The following is a 22,880-nucleotide window of genomic DNA, read 5'->3' as shown; positions in this document are numbered from 1 at the left end:
TCGACTAACTCAACCGTCTCGGCCCGGCGTCCTTCCTGGAGGGCACCGGGCCGATTCGGATCCGGGCGCTCAGTGCCGCGACGGCGTCGGGCGAAACCAGTATCGGATCGCACACCACCTCACGGATCTCCGGGATGTCGTCGACGAGCGTGGAGATGCGCAGCAGCAGGTCGGTGAGTGCTTCCTTGTCGATCGGCTCTTCTCCGCGGTAGCCGTCGAGCAGGGGTGCCGATCGTGGTGCCGCCACGAGCTCGGCAGCATCGCGATCCGACAGCGGCACCGCCCGGTAGGCGCGGTCGCCGAGGAGGTCGAAGGTGCTGCCGGACAGCCCGAACGAGATGAGCGGCCCGAACGACGGGTCGTCGCGCATGGTGACGACGGTCCCGACTCCCTTCGGGGCCATTTTCTGGACGTGCAGCACCGGATCGCCGGTGAGCTCGATCAATTCGGCGAACGCGGTCACCACCGATGTCGGGTCGGGCAGGTCCAGACGTGCGCCCTCCCGGTCGAGCCGGCCGCGCCATCCCGGTGACGTGGCCTTGACCGCGACCGGGAAGCCGAGTTCCCGGGCCGCGGCGCTGGCCTCGTGCATGGTGCGGACCTCGCGGAACTCCACCACGTCGATGCCGTACCAGCCGAGCAGGGTGGCGGCCTCGACCTCGGTGAGGTCGCGACCCCCATCGCCGGACTGTCCGTCGGTGAGACCGTCCATGTGCTCACGGACGAACATCCGGGCGGCCTCGGCATCGGTACCCGCCGGTCGCGCGAAGGTGGGTTCGGGGGTGCCGCGCCACCGCGCGTACTGCCACGCGTTCGCCAGCGCCGCCGCGGCCCGCTCCGGGCTGCCGTAGGACGGGATGGATCCGCGCTCCGGCAACCCGTGCGGTCCCGGTCGCATCAGTCCGGGCGGGATGCCCTCGACCGCGAGGAAGGTCGTGACGATCGGTTTCGGAACGCCGCCCGGCGTGTTCGCTGCGGCCATGAGCGCACGTGCATGCCAATCGGCGTCGACGGCCACCGGCGGTACGAAGACCACGATGACGGCGTCGACCCCGTCGTCGACCATCGCCGCCGCGACCGCCGACTCGAATTCCTCCTCCGACGCGCCGGCCCCCAGGTCCACGGTGCCGATGACCTCGAGTCCGCCGGTGCGCGCGGTGTCGGCGGCCAGACTCGCGATGACCGACGAATTGCCGATGACCTGGGTGCGCGGACCTCGGGGCAGCGGCTGATAGGCGAATATCGTTGCGCAGTCGAAGAGTTCGGGGATGGTGTCGACCTGGATGACCCCGGCCTGTTCGAGGACCATCTGCGCGATGCGGTCGTCGAGTCGGGCCCCGGCCGATCGCGCGGCGCGAACCGCGGTCATCGCGCCCTTGCCCGACTTCACCGCGACGATCGGCTTGGTCCGCGACACCCGTTGCGCGATCCGGGAGAACTTCCGTGGGTTGCCGAAGCTCTCCAGGTACAACAGCACCACGTCGGTGGCGGTGTCGGAATCCCAGTACTGCAGCAGATCGTTACCGGAGACGTCGGCGCGGTTGCCGGCCGAGACGAAGGTCGACAGTCCGATCTGCCGACGTGCAGCGGTGTCGAGGATCGCGATGCCCAGGGCACCGGACTGGCAGAAGAACCCGACCCGCCCGGCGGCCGGAATACGGGGCGCCAGAGTCGCATTCAGTGCGATCTCCGGGTCGTTGTTGGCGACGCCGAGCGCGTTGGGACCGACCAGGCGCATGCCGTGTTCGCGGATCTGCTCGACGAGTCGTCGTTCACTCTCGAGCCCGGCCTCCCCGCTCTCGCCGAATCCGGACGACACGATGACCAGGGTGCGCACACCCTTCACCAGGCAGTCGTCGAGGACGGTGTCGACCACCGCGGCCGGCACGGCGACCACGGCCAGATCCACCGGATCCGGGATGTCGCGCACCGACTCGTAGGCGCGGATGCCGCGCACCGACGGTGGACGTTCACGGACCGGCCGTCGGGGATTGCCGTGGCCGTGATGTCCGGGACCGTGGTGTCCGGGACCGTGGTGTCCGGGACCGGCCCCGTGCGCGGCGCCGGGCTCGGATTCGGCGTCGGCGTCCCCGCCGCGATGAGCGGGGCCGTTGACCGGGAAAACCGGACCGGTGAAGCCACCGGCGATGATGTTGGCGAGCAACGCATTACCCACCTTTTTCGGGTCGGCCGACGCGCCGATCACAGCGACCGACGCCGGCCGCAGCAGGTTGGCGACGCTGCGGGCCTCCGATGCCCGTTCCCGAGCGTTGCGCACCGACATCAGGGCCTCGGTGGGATCGATGAGGAACTCCACATGGACGGTGGCACCGTCGAAGGCCCGGGTGATCTGGTATCCGGCGTCGCGGAACACCGCCACCATATTCGGGTTCTCGCTGAGCACCTCGGCCTCGAACCGGGTGAATCCGTTCTCGGCGGCCGCACCGGCGAGGTGCTCGAGCAGGATCGGGCCCAGTCCGCGGCCCTGGTGTTCGTCGGCGACGACGAACGCGACCTCGGCCGACTCCGGTTTCCCGTCGGCGGCCAGGCCCTCATAGATGCCGATCGCGATGATCTCGCCGCCGAGGACCGCGACGATCGCCACGCGCGTCTTGTGGTCGACGGTGGTCATCCGGACCACTTCGCGCGGTGGCAGGGTCGGCGTCGGACCGAAGTAACGCATGTACCGCGTGCGTTCACTCAACCCGGCGTGGAAGCGGACCACGCGGTCGGCGTCATCGGGAACGATCGGGCGCAGATGCACGACGCCGCCGTCGGAGGCGAGCACGTCGGCGATCCAATGCCGTGGATAATCCCATCCGCCGGACGTGTGCTGGCCGGCCGTCTGCTGATCGGGCGTGGCCGGATCCGAATCCGAGTTCGCTGTGTCGGTGGTCGCGGTGTCGGGTCGCTGATCAGTCACGCGGGTCCTCCGGATCGAGTCCGTGCAGCGGGAAGACGGCCTTGCGGGTCGCCATGATGGCTCGGTCGGTCTGGCGCAGTGCCGACTCGTCGATTCCCGGTGGCGGCGACTGTCCGGTGTCGCCGTCCCACGGCACATAGGCGACATCACCGTCGTCACCCATCACGCCGACCGGCTGTGCCGCGTACTCCTCGTAGATGCGTCCGGCGATCTGCTCGGCCGAGGACCGCCACGACTCATCGATCACCCGGTCGACGGCGATGTCGCGGTCGAGGACCACACCGAGCAGATGTGTCCAGCTGCGCGGCACGACGTTGACCACGCCGTATCCGCCGCCGCCGACGGCGATCCACCGTCCCTCGCAGTACCGTTCGGCGAGTTCCCGCATCGCGATCATCGCCGCCCGCTGTCCGTCGACGGTGAGGGCGAGGTCGGTGAGGGGATCGGCGCGATGGCTGTCGGCGCCACACTGACTGATCAGGATCTGCGGCCGGAACTCCGCGATCATCGACGGCACCACCGCGTGAAAACCACGCAACCACAAGCGATCCTGCGTTCCGGGCATGAACGGGAGGTTCACCGCGGTGCCGTGCGCGTCGTCGTCGCCGATCTCGGTGGGCCAGCCGGTACCCGGCCACAACGTCGCCGGATGTTGATGCAGGGAGATCGTCATCACCCGCGGATCGGCGACGAACTCGGCCTGGACACCGTCCCCGTGATGGGCGTCGATGTCGATGTAGGCGATGCGGTCGAAGCCGTTGTCGAGCAGCCACCGGATCGCGACGGCGCAGTCGTTGTAGATGCAGAACCCGGCGGCCCGCGACTTCATGGCGTGGTGCATGCCGCCGCCGATGTTGACCGCGCGCCGTACCGATCCCGAGGCCACCGCCTGGGCGGCGGCGAGGGTGCCGCCGACGAGGAGACGAGCCGCCTCGTGCATGCCGTCGAACACCGGATTGTCGGCGTCCCCGAGGCCGAAGAGACGCTCCAACAGCGGTCCCGACAGCGATGCCGTGCCGGACCCGACCGCTCGCACCGCGTCGATGTAGTCGCGGGTGTGCACCACGGCGAGCTGGTCGTCGTCGATCTGCAGGGGCGGCGCGAGGTCGACGTCGTCGAGGACTCCGAGACTGTTGGCCAACGTCATCGTCAACGCGAGCCGGACCGGATTCATCGGATGCGTGTGCGCCCATCGGTAGGACAGAAAGTCCTCACTCCAGATCACCGCGGCGGTCATCGCGGACTCCACTGTCTTGCCACGCCACTCAGGCTAGGCCATATCCCCCACTTCCACTGTGAGGTAGTGACAACGGGCGTTCGACGGCGTGGCCGAGAGGCACGTTGACCGGACGCGGCCGGCAGCCTCGATTCCGGTGCTGGTCAAGGTACCCTTGAGGGGACGAAGGGACTACGCAGAGTGAACGATCTGGTTGACACCACTGAGATGTACTTGCGGACGATCTACGACCTCGAGGAAGAAGGCATCGTGCCGCTGCGCGCACGCATCGCCGAACGCTTGGATCAGAGCGGACCCACGGTGTCCCAGACCGTCGCACGGATGGAACGCGACGGGCTGCTGCGGGTGGCCGGCGACCGCCATCTGGAACTCACCGACAAGGGACGAGGACTCGCCGTCGCCGTGATGCGCAAGCATCGGCTCGCCGAGCGTCTGCTGGTCGACGTGATCGGGATGCCCTGGGATCAGGTGCACGACGAGGCCTGCCGCTGGGAGCATGTGATGAGCGAGAACGTGGAACGCCGCCTGCTGACCGTGCTCGACAATCCGACGACCTCCCCCTACGGCAACCCGATTCCCGGCCTCGAAGCACTCGGCGCCGAGGCCCCGCCGGTCAAGGATTCGGCCACCCGTCTGTCGGACCTGCCGCAGGGCGACGCCGTCGCCGTCATCGTGCGACGCGTCGCCGAACACGCCCAGTCCGACCGGGAACTGATCTCCGACCTCCGCGAGGCGGGCGTGGTCCCCAACGCCCGCGTAACGGTCACCTGCACACCACACAAGGTGGAGATCGACACCCCGGGACACGACGGCCTGGTGCTGTCGGCCGAGATGGCCCATTCGATCTTCGTCGAGAAGGTGTAGGGCTGTAGGGCCACACCCACCGACGTCAACCGACCTGACGCAACGTCATGCGCGGCAGGTCCATCCCCCACTCGGCTGCCTGCGCGTAGCTGTCATCGATCGTTTCCCGCAGTACGGCAGGCTCCAGGCCACCGCGGAGCGCGCGATCGAGCAGTCCGGCCAACGCCCAGTCCGGGTCTGCTGTGAGAGCACAGTCCAAGGCCACCCCGGCGTATCCACCCTCACCGGCGACGTAATGCAGATGGGCGAGCAGCGTGGCCGCGCTCGCCCGGCCCGTGCCGATCAGCCGCCGCGCCAGCTCGCGCCAGAGGTACTCGGCGCCGGCCCGCAGATCGGTCACCGCGCATGCCAGTGCGGCGTCCCGGACGTCGAGCGTCAGGATCGCTCGTTCCAGTCGGGCCACGCCCGCACAACCGAAGTCGGGTGGTTCGGCCATCGCGGTGAGTAGATCCGTGAGCAGCGCCGCACATTCGTCGGGGTCGGTGACGCCGGGCCGCACCACCGCCATCGGCGCGGTCGCCGGGGATTCGCTGCGCTCACATGACGCAGACGTGCAATGCGGCAGCGGCGTGAGCATCGCGGCCATGTCCGAACGGCGCGCCAGGATCCGGCGGCCCGTCTCGACCGCCGACGCGATCGCGGTCGGCGACGTGCGTGGGTCGGTCATGGTGCCGGTCGCCGAAACGGATCTCAGGGTCGCGCCGGTCGGCCCGTCGCCTCGCGGATCCCAGATGAGATGCCAGGGCGCGTGTTCCTCGAAGTTGGTGACGACGAATCCCTGGGCGATGCCACCGACCGCAGCCAGGAAGCGGTTGGCGACCGCCATCACCTGACGGTAGCGCCGATCATCGGGGTGGAATCGGCGATCGGCGATCACCCCGACGACCGGACCGCCGCCGCCCTGTCGCTCGATGATGGTGCCGAGCCGGTCGAGAACGTCGAGCAGATCGTCGTCGGGAGCACCGGACTCGGTCAGGGAAAGGTCGTAGCGCATCGCCACTCCGACCAGGTTGGGAGGGTGCAGCACGACGAGGATGACCGAGGATTCGGGGATGAAGCCGAGGAGCGCGGGAACGGCGCTGAGAAGCGAGCCGGCCTTGAGACGGCGGGGGTGTGTGAATGTCATGCGCACATGGTTCGCCGGGTCGCGGCCACTTCCGGCCGGGGCGACCGCCGGGACGACGGGTTATCCCCCGATGTCCCGCCATCCACAGGCCGGCGGTACTCGTCTCCGTGCCGCGGGTGGTCACCCGAACGCGGCGGCCAGTGCCTTGGTGAACAACGAGTCGAGGCCGGCCGCGGCGTCGGCGGGGAGGGCATCCTCCCCCGGCGCGCGGTACTGCGCGTACACCCGCACCCCGTCGCGCTGACCGATCAGCGTGAGACTACTGGTGATCACCCGATGCTCGTCGTCGCCGCTTCCGGTGATGCGTCGGATCGCCGCGGTGTCGACGCCGGTCGGCCCGGGCGGTGCGGGCAGCACGGTCGTCGTGATCCGGGTGCCGGCTGCGGCGTCACCCGAGAGTGTCTCCGGGCAGCGCCCGGCCCGGGCCGCGTCCGCGGCGACCGAGTCGTCGGCATGGGTCACCGCACTCGTGTAGGAGGAGGCACCACCGTCGACGATCACCTGCCACACCACCGCGCCGGTGGCGTCGACGCGCGGCGGAATGCAGTCGGATGGACTCGCGATCGCCGGGTCCGTTCCGGCGAGGCCTGCCACGGCGAACGGCACCGCCGGAGTGGGTACGCGGGTCGCCCCCGGAACCGGGAAGTCGTCGGCCTGCACCGATGACGACGACAGGTCACCCGAGTCGGCCACCGAATGCCCGGTCACCGTGCAGCCGGCGGCCACGGGAAGCATCACCACGCAGGCCACCAGGGTGAGCGTGCGCAGAGACGAGCGACCGACGACACCCGTTGGCCGACGTCGACGCGTCGTGCCGATCGTTCTGCTCACCCGCACAACGCCCCACTGTGCCACCTCCGTGGACCAAGTCGCCCACCGACACTCCGGGGTCCCCTCGGCCGGGGGACAACCGGTCACCGAGCACCGAACCGGGAATTACCGCGCCGCGTCGCGGTTGTACTTCTGGAGAGGTCACCGGATGGAGAGTTCACCGGCGGCCACGACCTTCGTGCGGGGTGGTACGCGCACCGCCAGCGGAATGACCACGGGATTCGCCCCGAACAGCGCCGATACGTGACAATGGACATTCCGTGCACGGGACATTCGGTGCACGAGAACCACCGGCACCGACAACGACCGGCACGAGAACGACAGGAGGGACGACATGGACGAGCACTCAGCCGACGACCGGCCCCTGTACGAGCTCGCCTTCCCCACGCCCGCCGTCCAACGGGACGGCGCCGAGACCGGCCCGGTCCTGATCCACGCACTGGACGGTTTCGCCGACGCCGGCCACGCCGTCGCGCTGGCCGCGACGCATCTGCGCGATGCATTCGGCTCCGACCTGGTCGCCACGTTCGACACCGACGAGCTGATCGACTACCGGTCCCGCCGCCCCACCATCGACTTCAGCGGTGAGACCTTCACCGATGTCGCCATGCCGACGCTGACGTTGCACGCGATCCGCGACGCCGAGGACCGCCCGTTCCTGCTGCTGTCGGGATCCGAGCCCGATCTGCGGTGGGAGAAGTTCGTCGAGGCGGTGCGCAGGCTCGCCGATCATTTCGGTGTGACCGATGTGATCGGGCTCAACGCCATTCCGATGGCCGTACCGCACACCCGGCCGCCGTCGCTCACCGCGCATGGCAGCGATCCCGACCTGCTCGGCGATCTGCCCCGGTGGGGTTCGGCAATGAAACTTCCCGCGAGCGCCTCGATGTTGCTGGAACTGCGCCTCGGCCAGGCCGGCCGACGCGCGACCGGGCTGTCGGTGCACGTGCCGCACTACCTGTCGCAGACCGACTACCCCGCCGCCGCGGCCCGATTGCTGAAAACGGTGTCGTCGCTCACCGGGCTCGAATTGCCGGTCGCAGCACTGGATTCGGCCGCCGAGAAGGTGCGCGAGCAGGTCGACAACGAGGTTTCGGGGAACACCGAGATCGAGTCCGTCGTCACCGCGCTCGAGCAGCAGTACGACGCGTTCGCGCAGGCTCAGACCGAACGCGCTTCGCTGTTGGCCACCGAGGAATCCCTCCCGAGCGGTGATGAGCTGGGCGCCGAACTCGAGCGGTTCCTGGCCGATCTAGGCGCCCCGGACGGCTCCGGCGAGCAGCCGGGGTTCGGCACCGGCACCGATGACGCCGGTGAGGACTCCGACGGCAACCCCGGCGGTCGATCATTCCCGATCTGAGCTCGGCCACCATCCCACTCACGCCGACCACCGACGAGGACGCCGCCCTCGATCACTTCACCCAGTGGTGGTCCGACCGTGGGATCGAGTTCTATCCGCACCAGGAGGAAGCGCTGCTGGAGTTGCTCGCAGGCAGCAACGTCATCCTGGCTACGCCCACCGGCTCGGGTAAGTCGTTGGTCGCCTCCGGCGCGGTGTATTTCGCCCGCTGCCAGGGCCGCCGGGCGTTCTACACCGCGCCGATCAAGGCGCTGGTCAGCGAGAAGTTCTTCGATCTCTGCGAGCAGTTCGGCGCCGAGTCGGTGGGTTTGCTCACCGGCGACGCCGCCGTCAACGCCGACGCCCCGATCATCTGCGCGACGGCCGAGATCGTCGCCAACCTGGCGTTGCGGGGCGGCGCCGACATCGGCGTGCTCGTCGCCGACGAATTCCACTTCTACGGTGAGCGTGACCGCGGCTGGGCCTGGCAGGTGCCGCTGATCGAGTTGCCGCACACCCAGTTCCTGCTGATGTCGGCCACGCTGGGCGACGTCGGCTTCTTCGTCGACGACCTCCGTGAGCGCACCGGCCGCGACACCGCCGCGATCACCGGCACGCAGCGGCCGGTCCCGCTGGAGTACGACTACGCGATGACCCCGATCCACGAGACGATCGAGGATCTCATCGACCGCGGCCGGGCCCCGATCTACGTCGTGCACTTCACCCAGGCCGCCGCCGTGGAGCGGGCTCAGGCGCTCTTGTCGGCCCGGATCTGCGACAAGGCCGAGAAGGCGGTGATCGCCGAGGCGATCGGCGACTTCCGGTTCGCCACCGGATTCGGCAACACCCTCTCGAAACTGCTGCGCGCCGGGATCGGCGTGCATCACGCCGGGATGCTGCCGCGGTACCGCCGGTTGGTGGAACGTCTCGCCCAGCGTGGCCTGCTCAAGGTGGTCGCCGGCACCGACACCCTCGGCGTCGGGATCAACGTACCCATCCGCACCGTGCTGTTCGCCGGGCTGAGCAAGTACGACGGCACCCGGGTGCGACGGCTGCGGGCCCGAGAGTTTCATCAGATCGCCGGGCGCGCCGGGCGCGCCGGCTTCGACACCATCGGCTACGTCGTCGCCCAGGCACCCGAACACGACGTCGACAACGCCCGCGCGGTCGCCAAGGCGGGCGACGATCCGAAGAAGCTGCGCAAGATCGTCCGCAAGAAGCCGCCCGAGGGGTTCGTGTCGTGGGGCGAGAAGACCTTCCTGCAGTTGGCGCAGGCGCCTGACGAGCCGCTGCGCTCGCATTTCCAGATGACCACCGCGATGCTGCTCGAGGTGCTCGGCCGGCCGGGTGACTGCTTCGCCGCGATGCGACATCTGTTGGAGGACAATCACGAGCCGCGGGATCGGCAGTTGCGTCACATCCGGCACACCATCGCGCTGTACCGGGACCTGCGCAACGCCGGCATCGTGGTGCAACTCGACGAACCCGACGACGAGGGTCGGCATGTCTCGCTCAGCGTCGACATGCCGGAGAACTTCGCCCTCACCAATCCCCTGTCGGCGTTCGCGCTCGCCGCCTTCGAACTCCTCGACCCGCAATCGTCGACGTATGCCCTCGATGTGGTCTCCGTTCTCGAATGCACGCTGGAGGATCCGCGTCCGGTGCTGTTGGCGCAGCGCAAGGTGGCGCGGGATGCGGCGATCGCGGAGATGAAGGCCGACGGCGTCGAGTACGAGGAACGGATGGCGCGCCTCGAGGAGATCACCTGGCCCCGTCCGCTGGCCGATGAGATCACCTATGCCTTCGACGTCTACCGTCGCGGGCATCCGTGGGTGTCCGGGTTTCCGCCGAAGCCCAAATCCGTGCTGCGGGAGATGCTCGAACGGGCGATGACCTTCACCGAGTTGATCTCGGCCTACGGACTCGCCCGCAGCGAGGGCATCGTGCTGCGGTATCTCTCCGACTGCTATCGCGTTCTGCGACAGGGCCTTCCGTTGGCGGTTGCCACCGACGAGATCGAGGACATCACCGATCGGGTGGGCACCATGGTCCGCGAGGTCGATTCCAGCCTGCTCGACGAGTGGGAGGAACTCGCCGCGGTCACCGGGCGGTGAGACGCGGCACGGTCGTCCACGCACACCTCGCTCAGGCCGGGACGACGCCCGCGACGACACGTACCGAGCCACCCGCACCGATCAGGCCGGCAATGACCCCGGCGAGCCGACGATAGGCGTCGTCGCGCCCCGAGGACTCGCGGTAGACCAGCCCGACGCGCCGCCCCGGTCGCGGCGCGCTGAATCGGGCGGTTGCCAATTCTCCTCCGGCGGTTTCGGATTCGACGGCCGTGTCCGGGATCAAGGTGACGCCCAGTCCACCCTCGACACACTGCACCGCGGTCGCAAGCGATGCCGCACGGGTCTGACCGAGGTCGGGCGAGACCCCGGCGAGCCGGCACACCTCGAGGGCCTGATCACGCAGGCAATGCCCCTCGTCGAGCAGCAGCAGCGGGAGTTCGGCCAGGGTGCTCGGGTCGACGCGCCTACGGCCGGCCAGCGGGTGCCCGGACGGCAGGGCGAGTACGAAATCCTCGTCGTACATCGGGATCTCGGCGATGCCGGGCGCGTCGGCGGGCAACGCGAGGATCGCCACGTCCAGTGAGCCGTCGCGCAGCGCGGCGAGCAGCCGCGCGGTCTGATCCTCCACCACCCGCAGCCCGAGGTCCGGCAGTTGTTCCGGCAATCCGCGCAGCACGGTGGGCAGGATGTAGGGGGCGACGGTCGGAATCAGCCCGAGCCGAAGGGTGCCCACCAACGGGTCGTCGGCACCCGCCGCGGCGGCCAGGAACTCGTCTGCCGCATCGGTCACCGCGATCGCCCGATCGAGCAACGTGCGCCCCTCCGGTGTCAAGAAGACACGCCGCGTGGTGCGTTCGATGAGTTTGCGCCCCAACCCGTTCTCCAGACCCGCCAGCGCCTGCGACAGCGACGGCTGACTGACCCCGAGTTCTGCTGCGGCAGAACCGAAATGATGTGTCCGCGCCAACGCCACGAAGGCCCTCAGGCCGGCCAGCGAGGGTTGATAAGTTTTATCAGCCATACCTATCAGTATAGTGCTAATCATCACGTTTCACTTTCGGCGGTTTCGGCGCAGAATTGAGGGGTAACCACCACGACACACCGTCGTCGCATGCGCCGACGACGGTGTCACGCGAGACGAAAGGGAGCGTCACACGCCATGGCTCTGCTGACAATCGGGGACCAGTTCCCCGCCTACAACCTGACCGCTGTCATCGGAGGCGACCTGTCGAAGGTCGACGCCCAGCAACCCGACGACTACTTCACCCAGATCTCCAGCGATGACCATCCCGGCAAGTGGCGGATCATCTTCTTCTGGCCCAAGGATTTCACCTTCGTGTGCCCGACCGAGATCGCCGCATTCGGAAAGCTCAACGAGGAGTTCGCCGATCGCGACGCCCAGGTCCTCGGCGCCTCGGTGGACAACGAGTTCGTCCACTTCCAGTGGCGTGCCCAGCACGAGGACCTCAAGACCCTCCCCTTCCCGATGCTCAGCGACCTCAAGCGCGAACTCGTCTCGGCCGCAGGCGTTCTCAACGCCGACGGGGTGGCCGATCGCGCCACCTTCATCGTTGACCCGAACAACGAGATCCAGTTCGTGTCGGTCACCGCGGGCTCGGTGGGCCGCAACGTCGACGAGGTGCTGCGGGTCCTCGACGCCCTGCAGTCCGATGAACTGTGCGCCTGTAACTGGAAGAAGGGCGATCCGACGATCAACGCCGGCGAACTGCTGACCGCGAGCGTCTGAGAAGGACTGATATGAGCATCGACAATCTGAAGGAAGCCCTTCCCGACTACGCGAAGGACCTCAAGCTCAACCTGTCGTCGCTGGCGCGCACCACCGAGCTCAACGAGCAGCAGTTGTGGGGCACCTTCCTCGCCTCCGCCGCCGCGAGCCGAAATGCCAAGGTGCTCACCGAGATCGCCGAGGAGGCCGGTGATACCCTGTCGGCCGAGGCCTACAACGCCGCCCTCGGTGCCGCCTCGATCATGGGCATGAACAACGTCGCCTACCGGGCCAAGAGCTTCCTCGGCGACGACTACGCCCAGGTGCGGATGGGTCTGCGGATGAACATCATCGGCAACCCGGGTGTCGACAAGGCCGACTTCGAGCTGTGGAGCCTGGCCGTCTCGACCATCAACGGCTGCCACGACTGCACTGCGGCCCACGCCAAGGTCGTCCGCGACGCCGGACTGACCAAGGAGCAAGTGTGGGAGGCCGTCAAGGTCGCCGCCACCGTCTCCGGTGTGGCCCAGGCCATCTCGACCACCGAGGTGCTGACGAACGCCTGATCATCCGGTATGACGACGGCCCGGTCACCGTGAGGTGACCGGGCCGTCGTCGTGTCGGCATCCCTCTCATCGGCCGTCGGCGCTCGGCGTTGCCCGCGGCATCACCAGCGGCAGTACCACCTCGTCGACGATGCCGGTCATCTCCGCGTCGGTCAGTGGACGCATGTTCATCATCAGGTCGTGCCGGAAGAGATCGAAGGCCACCGCCCGCACCCGCGGCGTCAACCGTGCCGGGTCGATCTCGCCCCGCGCGATCGCCCGATCGAAGACCTCGTCGATCGTGCGCGCCGCGCGCTCACCGAACGCCTCCCTGCGCAAATCCGCGAACGACCTTCCGGTCTCGGCGTGATAGGCGCCGACGACGGCGACGAGCAGGGCCGCCGTCTCACCGCGACTGTCGTTGGAACGCCGCAGCAAGGCCAGCAGATCGCCGCGCAGCGAGCCGGTGTCCGCCGGCTCGCCGCGGGGCAGCCGATTGATCGCGTGTGTGATCGCCGCCCCGGCGAGCTCGTCCCGATCCTCCCAGCGCCGATAGATCACCGGCCGCGACGTGCCGGCCCGCTCGGCGACGGCTTCGATGGTGAACCCGGAGTACCCGGAGTCGGCCAACTGAGCCCAGGCCGCATCGAGAATCGCGTCATCGAGTTCCTGGCCCCGTCGCCGACGCGGTCGATCATCCGTTGGATACATTTGCGTATCTTATCGCACGGGCGCAGCTTGCCTTAGGTACAGACTCGTATCTTACGGATGGGAAGGCTCGCGCATGGCCACATCGCACCCCACCCCGGCCGCACCGCCGATCCCCCGTTCGGCGATCCTCTCCGCGATGGTCCTGATCGTCGGTGGCGTCGCCGTCATCTTCGATTCGACGATCGTCAGCATCGCCCTGGACACCCTGGCCCGGGACCTGTCGGTCAGCATCGCCACCATCGGTTGGGTCGCCACCGGCTACCTCCTCGCTCTGGGCGTGACCATCCCGCTCGTCGGTTGGGCCCAGTCGCGTTTCGGCGGCAAACGGCTGTGGCTGGCCGGCCTGATGCTGTTCATGCTCGCCTCGATCGCCTGCAGTCTCGCGTGGAATGCCGCGAGTCTCATCACGTTTCGGGTGATCCAGGGCGTTGGCGGTGGCATCCTGATGCCCCTGATGGCGACGCTGGCCATTCAGCAGATCCCGGGTGGTGGGGCGAATCTCGGGCGATTGATGGCGATGATCAGCCTGCCCGCCGCACTCGGACCGATCCTCGGTCCGGTGGTCGGCGGCATCATCCTCCACTGGGGCGGCTGGCCGTGGCTGTTCTGGGTCAACGTCCCGTTCTGCATCATCGGTTTCGCGCTCGCCTGCAAATACCTGCCTGCCGACGGCCCCACCGCACGTCCCCGGTCGACACCGTAGGACTCCTGCTGATCTCCCCCGGTCTCGTCGGCGTCCTCTACGGACTCTCCAACGTCCACGGCGACGGCGGCTTCGCGCGCACCGACGCCTGGTTGCCGATCGTCGTCGGCGTCACGCTCGTCGCAGCCTTCGCCGCCCGCGCGATGCGCCGTCCGGCGTCCGCCCTCATCGATGTCGGTCTACTCACCCGCCGGCCGGTCGGGTCGTCTTCAGCGGTGCTGTTCCTCTCCGGCGCCTCCTTGTACGGGTCGATGTTGTTGCTGCCGTTGTTCTTCCAGGTCGCACAGGGGGCGGGCCCACTCACCGCGGCCCTGCTGCTGATCCCGCAGGGGATCGGCGCGCTGCTGAGTCGAACGGTGGCCGGCAGGTACACCGACACCCTCGGAGCACGGATCGTCGCGATCACCGGATTCGTCGTCATGGGTGCGGCGACCGTCCCCTTCGCCTTCGCCGACGCGACCACGAACAACTGGTGGCTGATGGTGGTGTTGCTGGTGCGCGGTTTCGGCATGGGTGCGGTCATGATCCCTGTGATGGCCGTGGCCTATGTGGGCCTCGACCGGGACGAGATCCCGCACGCCAGCATCATCACGCGCCTGGCCCAGCAGGTCGGTGGCGCCTTCGGTACCGCAGTGCTCGCGGTCATCCTCGAGGCATCGGCGAGCGGCGCGCTCACCCCGGCCGACCGTGCCCACGCGTTCCACACCGCCTTCTGGTGGGCGGTGGGCTTCACCGTCGTGGCGGTCATGATCTGTGTGGCGTTGCCGTCCCGGCCGGCCGGAGCGCCCGATCACTGACCGGCCGAGACGATGACGTCCGAACGTTGCAGGCGGATCAGCCGGCATCCACGCCGTGGCGATGTTCGAGTGCCGCGAGTTCTCGTCGCTGCCGGTTGTCGGAGACGGCTTGACGAATGACCACGCATTGCCCGCGAGCTCCGGACACTTCGAGTGTGTCCCAGCGCAATTCGAGGCAGCCGACACCATCGAGGATCATCCGCTTGGTGCCGTTGGACTTCACCCGGACGTCGTTGCGAGCATGATCGATGTCGGTGCCGGTCAGGGAACGCAGGTCGGCCACTGTCTGGAGCGGCGACCTCGTCGAAGTCTGGATAGATGGACCGAGCCCGCCGATCGAGAAACAGCGCGCGCACCACGTTGCCACCGGGCGCGGACCCGGCGCCAACCCGATGGCGCTGTAACCCGATGGCGCTGTGCAACGCGACGGCGGCCATCGCGAGGCGGTGACCCGGTCGGTCTCGTTGCCCGCCGACGTCGACGCGGCTGCGATCGAGGTCCTGCCGACCGTGCGAGGCGCACCGCCGATGGCGCACGCCGATCCCGGAGATCTCAGGCCAGTGCGGCCCGGAACCGTTCGGCCATGTCGGCAACCTGCTCGGTGGTCATCACGAACGACGGCGAGATCTGCAGTGCCCCTTGGCCTGCGGCCCGGCCACTGACGCCGTGCCGACGCAGCGTACCGACCGCGGCCATCGCGGTCGCTGCGTCGGTGAGCTGCACCGCCGTCACCGCTCCGAGCCCGGTGCGCACCTCGGTGACCGCGTCGAGTTCGGCAAGCGGGGCGAAATGAGTGGCCAGATCACCTTCGAGGCGTGCCGCATCATCGATCAGACCCTCGCGCTCGATGATGTCGAGGTTGGCCATGGCCGCGGCCGCCGCACCGGCGTGACCGCCGTAGGTGTAGCCGTGCCGCCACCAGACACCGCCGGCGAAGAAGGGCTCGGCGACGCGCGGTGCGATGAACACCGCACCCATCGGGACATACCCGGAGGTGAGTCCCTTCGCGGTGGTCATCATGTCGGGTTGAAGGTCGAAACGCGATGAGGCGAACCAGCTGCCGCCGCCGATGCGGCCGAAGCCGGTGACCACCTCGTCGGCCACGAACAGGATGTCGTGGTCCCGGCAGATCTGACGGACCTCGGCGAGGTATCCCGCCGGCGGCAGGTACACGCCGCCGGCCCCGATGATCGGTTCGCAGAAGAAGGCGGCCACCTTGTCGGCACCGACCCGTTCGATCAGTCCCAGAAGGCTTTTCGCGTCATCCCAGTCCACCGACTCGGCGTCGGGCATGAGCTGACCGTAGCCGTCGTGATTGACCGGGATGCCGGCCAACGACGTTCCGGCGACGTGCATGCCGTGGTAGGCCTTGGTGCGCCCGACGAGCAGGGTCTTCTCCGGCTTACCGACCTCGTTCCAGTACCGGCGTGCCAGTTTGGCCGCGGTGTCCACCGAGTCACTACCGCCGGAGGTGAAGAAGATCTTGCTACCGGGCACCGGCGCGATCTGCGCCAGCCGGTCGGCGAGGGCATCGGTGACGTCGGCGGTCAGATCACCGAAGCCGGAGTAATGCGCGAGCCGCCCGAGCTGCGCGGCCACCGCGTCGGCGATCTCGGTGCGTCCGTGGCCGACGTTGGTGAACCACAGCCCGGCGGTGGCATCGAGGTACTCGTTGCCGTCGACGTCCCAGATGCGGGCGCCCTCACCTCGGGCGACGACGAACGGACCCTTCGCGGTCACCGCACCCATGTCGGCGAACCCATGCCACAACGAACCAGCCATGACCTCCATGATGCCGGGCGGGTGTGCCGACGCGGTGATCGGGGGCGGGATCGCACCTCGGCGGCTGCCCATATCCTGGAGGGATCATGACACCACCGGATCGCCGCGATCTCCTCGAGCGGATTCGTGCCGTCGGCATCGCCGATGCCCATGCGCTTCGGCGGCGCCTCGACAAGCTCGGGCCGCAACCCTCCGCGGACCGACTGGCCGGACTGGAGAAATCCCTCGCCGGTGCCGAACGACGGGTCGCCGCCCGCCGCGCCGCCGTCCCCGTCCTGGAATTCCCCGAGGATCTGCCGGTCTCGGCGGCTCGCGACGAGATCGCGGCGGCGATCGCCGAGCACCAGGTGGTGGTGATCGCCGGTGAGACCGGGTCGGGCAAGACCACCCAGCTACCGAAGATCTGCCTCGAACTCGGCCGCGGTGTGCGTGGCGCGATCGGCCACACCCAGCCCCGCCGCATCGCGGCGAGTTCGGTGGCCCGGCGGATCGCCGAGGAGACCGGAACACGGATCGGTGAGGCCATCGGCTACTCGGTGCGCTTCTCCGACCGCTCCGGCGCCGACACGCTCGTCAAGGTGATGACCGACGGCATCCTGCTCCGGGAGATCTCCACCGACCCGATGCTGCGTCACTACGACACGATCATCGTCGACGAGGCCCACGAGCGGTCGCTGAACATCGACTTCATCCTCGGGTACCTGCGACGGCTGCTGCCGCGCCGACCCGACCTGAAGGTGATCATCACCTCGGCCACCATCGAACCGGGCCGATTCGCCCGGCATTTCACCACCGACTCCGGCCCACCGGTGCCGGTGATCGAGGTGTCCGGTCGGACCTATCCCGTCGAGGTGCGTTACCGGCCACTGACCCTGCGTGAGGACCCGGATGCCGGCGACGAACGCGGTGGCGGCGAACACGCCGACCTCGATCTGTTCCAGGGCGTCGACGCCGCCATCGACGAACTGTGGGGCACCGCCGGTCGCGGCGACATTCTGGTGTTCCTGCCCACCGAACGCGACATCCGGGAGGCGGCGGCGGCGTTGTCGCGCCGGGTCGCCGCGGGCGCCGAGGTAGTCCCGCTGTTCGCGCGGCTGTCCATCGCCGATCAGCAGCGCGTCTTCACACCGTCGGACGGACGACGAATCGTGTTGTCCACCAACGTTGCCGAGACCTCGTTGACCGTCCCCGGAATCCGGTATGTGATCGACTCGGGCACCGCGCGGATCTCCCGCTACTCCACCCGCACCAAGGTCCTGCGGCTGCCGGTGGAACCGGTGTCGCAGGCCAGTGCCCGCCAGCGCGCCGGTCGATGTGGACGTGTGGCCCCGGGTATCTGCATCCGGCTGTACTCCGAATCCGACTTCGATGCGCGGCCCGCCTTCACCGACCCGGAGATCCTGCGCACCAATCTCGCGTCGGTGATCCTGCAGATGACGTCCTTGCGTCTCGGCGACATCGAGGACTTCCCCTTCGTGCAGCCGCCGGATTCCCGCGCGGTCCGCGACGGTGTCGGCGTGCTGTCGGAACTGGGAGCGATCACGGTGCCGGGCAAGGGCTCCGGACGCGGCAGCGGATCGGACGCCGGCGGCCGACACCCGGGCGAGGTGCGCCTGACGAAGGTCGGCGCCACGATGGCCCGCATACCGGTCGATCCGCGGATCGCCCGGATGCTGGTGGGCGCCCGCGACGAGGGCTGCCTCGACCACGTGCTGGTGATCGCGGCCGCCCTGTCGATTCCCGACGTGCGGGAACGCCCGGCCGAGCACCGGGAGGCCGCCGACACCAGTCATCGGCGTTTCGCCGTCCCCGGTTCGGACTTCCTGAGCTATACGCAGCTGTGGCGATATGTGCAGGAGAAGCGTAAGGAGTTGTCGGCCAATCAGTTCCGACGCACCTGCGAGCGCGAGTTCCTGCACTATCTGCGCATCCGCGAATGGCAGGACCTGCACCGCCAGTTGCGCGGAATCGTCACCGACCTCGACTGGCAGATCCCCGAGACCGAACCGAATGCCGACGCGATCCACCGCGCCATCCTCGCCGGCCTGCTCGGCAACATCGCGGTCCGGGGCGCTGAGGGCCGCGAGTACACCGGCGCGCGCAACACGACGCTGATGATCTTCCCCGGGTCGTCGGTGTCCAAGAAACCGCCGGCCTTCCTGATGGCCGCCGAGATCATCGAGACGTCCCGGCTGTTCGCGCACACGGTGGCCGGGGTCGACCCGTTGTGGGCGGAGAAACTCGCCGGCGATCTTGTCAAACGCACTCACAGCGAACCGCACTGGTCCTCCACGCGGGGCTCCGCGATGGCCTACGAGCGGGTCACCCTCTACGGCGTGACGCTGGTGGCGCGCCGACGCGTCGACTACGGCCCGATCGACCCCGAGGTGTCGCGCGACCTGTTCATCCGGCATGCCCTCGTCGAGGGTGACTGGCGGACGAATCATCGTTTCTTCGAACAGAATCGGCAGTTGCTGACCGAGGCCGCCGACGTCGAGCACCGGGCACGGCGTCGCGATGTGGTGATCTCGGAGGAGCAACTCTACGAGTTCTACGACAAGCGCATCCCCGCCGAGGTGACCTCGGCGCGGCACTTCGACACGTGGTGGAAGTCGGCGCGGCGCACCGACCCGACCCTGCTGGATCTGACCCCCGCCGATGTGGCCGCCGACGTCGTCGTCGCCGACACCGACTATCCGGGGGCATGGCAGCAGGGCGACACCCGCCTGGAACTGCGCTACCGATTCGAGCCGGGCGCACCCGACGACGGGGTCACCGTCGTCATTCCGCAGGCCCTGCTCCCCCACGTCCGCAACGCCGGATTCGATTGGCTGGTACCGGGAATGCGATCGGAACTGGCCACCGAACTCGTCAAGACCCTGCCCAAACAGCTTCGCAAGACGATGGCCCCGGCACAGCGCTTCGCCGACCTGGCCCTGTCCCGGCTGACGCCTCGCTCCGAACCATTGGTCCGTGGGCTGGCCCGCGAGTTGTCGACGATCACCCGGCACACCGTGACACCGGCGGACTTCGCCGTCGATCGGCTGCCCGCCCACCTGCGGATCACCTTCGCCGTCGTCGACGAGGCCGGCGAGATCCGCAGGCGCAGCAAATCCTTCGCAGACCTCGCCGCCGATGTCTCGGATCGTCGCCCGACACCACCGGCCGACGTGCACACCACCTGGACCGCCGACGGAATCGGCACCCTCGCCGTCACGGAGACCGCCGACGTCGCGGGCCAACGCATCACCCGCCATCCCACGTTGCGTGCCGTCGGCGAGCCGGGCCGATCCGTGGGCGTCGCGCGGGCCACCGCCGCCACCGAGGACGAGGCCAACCGGATGCGGGTCGCCGGTGTCATCGCGCTGCTCGACCACACCATCACCGGACTCTCGTCGAAGGCATCGTCGGGCCTCGACCCTGCGGGGCGACTCGCGTTGAGCCAGAACCCCTACCGGGATGCGAGCGAGTTCTTCGCCGACTGCACCAGGCGGGCCATCCGGGATCTCGTCGACGTCGACGCGGCGGCCCGGGTGCGGTCACCGCAGCAGTTCGGTGCGCTGGCCGCCGCACTCGGTCCGCGCGTGCGTACGGCCGCACCGGAGTATCTCGCCTCGGCCGTCAACGCACTCCGGATGGTTGCGCCGCTGCGTCAGGCAATCGATGAGCATTCCGGTCATGTCGCCGCCGATGACGTCGCCGAGCAACTGGCCAACCTGATCTTCGACGGCTTCGTCCTGGCCACTCCCCGTGAGCACCTGGCCGACCTCCCGAGATATCTGGCGGCCGCACGCGAGCGGCTGGAACACCTTCCGGGATCGGCGGACCGGGACCGGGCGGCCATGAGCGCGCTCGACAGGGTCACGGGGCGGTGGAATCAGCGACTCGCCGAGGTACCCGAGGCCCGTCGCGATCTCGTCAACGAGCAGGCGCATTGGATGGTCGAGGAACTGCGGGTGGGTCTGTTCGCCCAGCGGCTGGGCACCCGATATCCGATCTCGGAGAAGCGCGCGTTACGAACCCTGGATCGACTCGGCTGAGAGGGCGTCGGATGTATCCGTGCCGTTGCGCCGCGTGAGGTTGCCCTGCAAATCGTCGATCTCGCGTTGGAAGTCCTCGAGGGAATCGAACGACCGGTACACCGACGCGAACCGCAGATAGGCGACCTCGTCGAGGTCGCGCAACGGTTTGAGAATGGCGAGACCGACCTCGTTGCTGGGGATCTCCGCAACGCCCGAGGCGCGCACCGTCTCTTCGACCTGCTGCGCCAACTGGGCCAGATCGTCCTCGTGGACGTGCCGTCCCTGGCACGCGCGGCGCACCCCGCGCATCACCTTCTCCCGACTGAACGGTTCGGTGACGCCGTTGCGCTTGACCACCGCCAGCACGGCGGTCTCCACGGTGGAGAATCGTCGGCCACAGGCGCTGCACGAACGGCGACGACGGATCGCCTGTCCCTCGTCGGCGACTCGGGAGTCGATGACCTTGGTGTCATCATTCCTGCAGAACGGGCAGCGCATGCATCGAGAATAGCGCCTCACCGCTCAGCGATATGCGGGCGTCAGCAGCGCCTGACCGACATGCAGGGCGCTGCCACCCATGTCGTTGAGCTCGACGATCTGGTCGATGACCGCCTGCCGCGGCATCTCGGGTGCCACGCGCGCGGCGACGGAGTTCAGCGACTCCCCCGCCCGGACGTGCACCACCTGCGTGGCCACCGGCGTTGGGGCGGTGGATTCCTGGTAATCGCTGCCGGCGACACCGATCAACCACACCAGCATCGCCAGCGCCACCCCGGTCAGCAGGGCCACCGCGGCACCGCGACGGCCCGCCCGACGGGACTGCGACACGGGCCCGGCGCACGGCGTCCCGGCCGGGCGCCTGGGGATCGCGACCCGAGGCCGATCGACCGGACGATTGTCGGCGGGGCGGTGGAGGTGCCGGTGCCGCGCCACCGGGGTGGCGCGGCGAGCCGGCCGTCCTGCGTGCACGATCGCGCCGCGCCGGGCCGTGACATCGTCTCGCACCGCACACCGGGCGTCGGGAAAGGCACCCAAACGGGCACCGGACGGGGAGCGCCGAACCGTCGCCCGACGCGCCTGACCTGCGGTTTCATTGCGAACCAAGGCGTTCTGCATGAGAGTCTCCGATCTCGATCACTTCTCGATCACTCGTTCGAGGAACTGATGTTCGAAGTTCTATCACGCACCTCCGACAATTTCTCGCAACACGTCGAACAAGTGTTTGAAGTTGTCGGTGACCTGGACTAATCTGGCCGTTGACCAGCAGCGCAGACCCGCGGACAGCCCCGGCCGCACCCCGGACAACCGACCGCACGGGACAACCGACAACACCGGACAACCGACAACACCGGACAACCGACCGCACCGGACAACCGACAACACCGTCCGACCACGACAGAGTTTCCGACCGAAAGGATCGAACACCCGATGAGTGAGAAGAACCGACGTTCGACGACGTCGACGTCGTCGACCAAGCGCGGCCGCGGACCGGCCGCCGCCGACGAGCCGGAGGTCCCGTTCGACGCGGCGACCGCGGAGGCCTCGCTCACGCCGCGTCAGCGGGGCGTGCTCGATGTCATCCGCAAGTCGGTGCGCGAGCGCGGCTATCCGCCGAGCATCCGCGAGATCGGCGACGCCGTCGGGCTGGCCTCGACGTCGTCGGTCGCCCATCAGCTGCGGACACTGGAACGCAAGGGACTGCTCAAGCGCGACCACAACCGCCCGCGTGCGGTCAACGTGCAGGACGGCGAGCACACCCCACCGGACGACACCGCGGTCGCGTCGAATCTGCCCGCCCCCACCTTCGTCCCGGTTCTCGGACGCATCGCGGCCGGTGGACCGATCCTCGCCGAGGAGGCCGTCGAGGACGTCTTCCCGCTGCCGCGTGAACTCGTCGGCGAGGGATCACTGTTCCTGCTGAAGGTGGTCGGCGAGTCGATGATCGACGCCGCGATCTGCGACGGCGACTGGGTCGTCGTGCGCCAGCAGAACGTGGCCGACAACGGTGACATCGTCGCCGCGATGATCGACGGCGAGGCCACCGTGAAGACCTTCAAGCGCAAGGACGGTCATGTGTGGCTGATGCCGCACAATGAGCATTTCGAACCGATTCCCGGCGACGACGCCGCCATCCTGGGCAAGGTCGTCACGGTGATGCGCCGGATCTGATCGGGCCCCGGGCCCGCCCGATGCGGCGCT

General features: G+C 68.5%; 19 protein-coding genes. 9 read left to right on the top strand and 10 right to left on the bottom strand.

Going from position 1 to position 22,880, the window contains the following annotated elements; all coding sequences use genetic code 11:
* Nucleotides 1-4: 4 nt before the first annotated feature.
* Together ACWETB_RS07990 and ACWETB_RS07985 are read right to left on the bottom strand one after the other, a co-directional pair.
* Nucleotides 5-2,923, bottom strand: a complete 2,919-nt coding sequence (locus ACWETB_RS07990; protein WP_452210424.1) for a bifunctional acetate--CoA ligase family protein/GNAT family N-acetyltransferase — start codon at nucleotides 2,921-2,923, stop codon at nucleotides 5-7.
* Entirely contained in the window at nucleotides 2,916-4,160 is a 1,245-nt protein-coding gene (locus ACWETB_RS07985) for an acetoin utilization protein AcuC (RefSeq protein WP_452210422.1), read from the bottom strand. The genes ACWETB_RS07990 and ACWETB_RS07985 overlap by 8 nt, the downstream gene beginning before the upstream one ends.
* A 180-nt stretch (nucleotides 4,161-4,340) precedes the next feature.
* Between ACWETB_RS07985 and ACWETB_RS07980 the strand changes: the two genes are divergently transcribed.
* The gene (locus ACWETB_RS07980; protein WP_452210420.1) at nucleotides 4,341-5,024 is read left to right on the top strand and encodes a metal-dependent transcriptional regulator; all 684 of its coding nucleotides are present in this window, start codon (nucleotides 4,341-4,343) and stop codon (nucleotides 5,022-5,024) included.
* A gap of 25 nt (nucleotides 5,025-5,049) precedes the next feature.
* On the opposite strand, the gene ACWETB_RS07975 is transcribed toward ACWETB_RS07980, so the two are convergent.
* The gene (locus tag ACWETB_RS07975) at nucleotides 5,050-6,150 is read right to left on the bottom strand and encodes a DUF4192 domain-containing protein (RefSeq protein ID WP_452210418.1); all 1,101 of its coding nucleotides are present in this window, start codon (nucleotides 6,148-6,150) and stop codon (nucleotides 5,050-5,052) included.
* A 120-nt stretch (nucleotides 6,151-6,270) separates the two neighbouring features.
* Complete coding sequence (locus ACWETB_RS07970; protein ID WP_449744652.1) at nucleotides 6,271-6,981, bottom strand: hypothetical protein; 711 nt, start codon at nucleotides 6,979-6,981, stop codon at nucleotides 6,271-6,273.
* Nucleotides 6,982-7,315: 334 nt separating this feature from the next.
* On the opposite strand from ACWETB_RS07970, the gene ACWETB_RS07965 reads away from it, so the two are divergent.
* Both ACWETB_RS07965 and ACWETB_RS07960 read left to right on the top strand, forming a co-directional pair.
* Complete coding sequence (locus ACWETB_RS07965) at nucleotides 7,316-8,341, top strand: proteasome assembly chaperone family protein (RefSeq protein WP_449744654.1); 1,026 nt, start codon at nucleotides 7,316-7,318, stop codon at nucleotides 8,339-8,341.
* Entirely contained in the window at nucleotides 8,338-10,434 is a 2,097-nt protein-coding gene (locus ACWETB_RS07960) for a DEAD/DEAH box helicase (RefSeq protein WP_449744670.1), read from the top strand. Before ACWETB_RS07965 ends, ACWETB_RS07960 begins: the two co-directional genes overlap by 4 nt.
* A 31-nt stretch (nucleotides 10,435-10,465) precedes the next feature.
* On the opposite strand, the gene ACWETB_RS07955 is transcribed toward ACWETB_RS07960, so the two are convergent.
* Nucleotides 10,466-11,416, bottom strand: a complete 951-nt coding sequence (locus ACWETB_RS07955; protein WP_452210416.1) for a hydrogen peroxide-inducible genes activator — start codon at nucleotides 11,414-11,416, stop codon at nucleotides 10,466-10,468.
* A 138-nt stretch (nucleotides 11,417-11,554) separates the two neighbouring features.
* Here ACWETB_RS07955 and ACWETB_RS07950 point away from each other — a divergent pair, with 138 nt between their 5' ends.
* A complete protein-coding gene (locus ACWETB_RS07950; RefSeq protein ID WP_449744656.1) occupies nucleotides 11,555-12,142 on the top strand; it encodes a peroxiredoxin in 588 nt (195 codons plus the stop codon).
* Between the two features lie 11 nt (nucleotides 12,143-12,153).
* Nucleotides 12,154-12,687, top strand: coding sequence for a carboxymuconolactone decarboxylase family protein (locus ACWETB_RS07945; protein ID WP_452210413.1), 534 nt, complete (start codon nucleotides 12,154-12,156; stop codon nucleotides 12,685-12,687).
* Between the two features lie 66 nt (nucleotides 12,688-12,753).
* Here ACWETB_RS07945 and ACWETB_RS07940 read toward each other — a convergent pair whose 3' ends face one another.
* Nucleotides 12,754-13,377: a TetR/AcrR family transcriptional regulator gene (locus tag ACWETB_RS07940; protein WP_452210411.1), complete on the bottom strand. Its 624-nt coding sequence runs from the start codon at nucleotides 13,375-13,377 to the stop codon at nucleotides 12,754-12,756.
* 73 nt (nucleotides 13,378-13,450) lie between these two features.
* On the opposite strand from ACWETB_RS07940, the gene ACWETB_RS07935 reads away from it, so the two are divergent.
* Nucleotides 13,451-14,080: an MFS transporter gene (locus tag ACWETB_RS07935; RefSeq protein WP_452210409.1), complete on the top strand. Its 630-nt coding sequence runs from the start codon at nucleotides 13,451-13,453 to the stop codon at nucleotides 14,078-14,080.
* Nucleotides 13,975-14,877: an MFS transporter gene (locus ACWETB_RS07930; RefSeq protein WP_452210407.1), complete on the top strand. Its 903-nt coding sequence runs from the start codon at nucleotides 13,975-13,977 to the stop codon at nucleotides 14,875-14,877. Before ACWETB_RS07935 ends, ACWETB_RS07930 begins: the two co-directional genes overlap by 106 nt.
* A 37-nt stretch (nucleotides 14,878-14,914) precedes the next feature.
* On the opposite strand, the gene ACWETB_RS07925 is transcribed toward ACWETB_RS07930, so the two are convergent.
* Together ACWETB_RS07925 and ACWETB_RS07920 are read right to left on the bottom strand one after the other, a co-directional pair.
* Entirely contained in the window at nucleotides 14,915-15,160 is a 246-nt protein-coding gene (locus ACWETB_RS07925; RefSeq protein WP_449744659.1) for a hypothetical protein, read from the bottom strand.
* Between the two features lie 269 nt (nucleotides 15,161-15,429).
* Nucleotides 15,430-16,659, bottom strand: a complete 1,230-nt coding sequence (locus ACWETB_RS07920) for an aminotransferase family protein (RefSeq protein WP_449744660.1) — start codon at nucleotides 16,657-16,659, stop codon at nucleotides 15,430-15,432.
* Between the two features lie 86 nt (nucleotides 16,660-16,745).
* On the opposite strand from ACWETB_RS07920, the gene hrpA reads away from it, so the two are divergent.
* Nucleotides 16,746-20,699: an ATP-dependent RNA helicase HrpA gene (hrpA, locus tag ACWETB_RS07915; RefSeq protein ID WP_452210405.1), complete on the top strand. Its 3,954-nt coding sequence runs from the start codon at nucleotides 16,746-16,748 to the stop codon at nucleotides 20,697-20,699.
* On the opposite strand, the gene nrdR is transcribed toward hrpA, so the two are convergent.
* Together nrdR and ACWETB_RS07905 are read right to left on the bottom strand one after the other, a co-directional pair.
* Nucleotides 20,673-21,179, bottom strand: coding sequence for a transcriptional regulator NrdR (gene nrdR, locus ACWETB_RS07910; RefSeq protein WP_449744662.1), 507 nt, complete (start codon nucleotides 21,177-21,179; stop codon nucleotides 20,673-20,675). The genes hrpA and nrdR overlap by 27 nt on opposite strands.
* Before the next feature lie 24 nt (nucleotides 21,180-21,203).
* Entirely contained in the window at nucleotides 21,204-21,509 is a 306-nt protein-coding gene (locus ACWETB_RS07905) for a LysM peptidoglycan-binding domain-containing protein (protein WP_452210402.1), read from the bottom strand.
* A 600-nt stretch (nucleotides 21,510-22,109) separates the two neighbouring features.
* Between ACWETB_RS07905 and lexA the strand changes: the two genes are divergently transcribed.
* Nucleotides 22,110-22,850, top strand: a complete 741-nt coding sequence (lexA, locus tag ACWETB_RS07900) for a transcriptional repressor LexA (protein WP_452210400.1) — start codon at nucleotides 22,110-22,112, stop codon at nucleotides 22,848-22,850.
* Nucleotides 22,851-22,880 lie beyond the last annotated feature (30 nt).

Source organism: Gordonia sp. NPDC003950 (assembly GCF_053605205.1).
The sequence above is the reverse complement of the archived record's forward strand: the minus strand, read 5'-3'. Positions and strand labels throughout refer to the sequence as shown.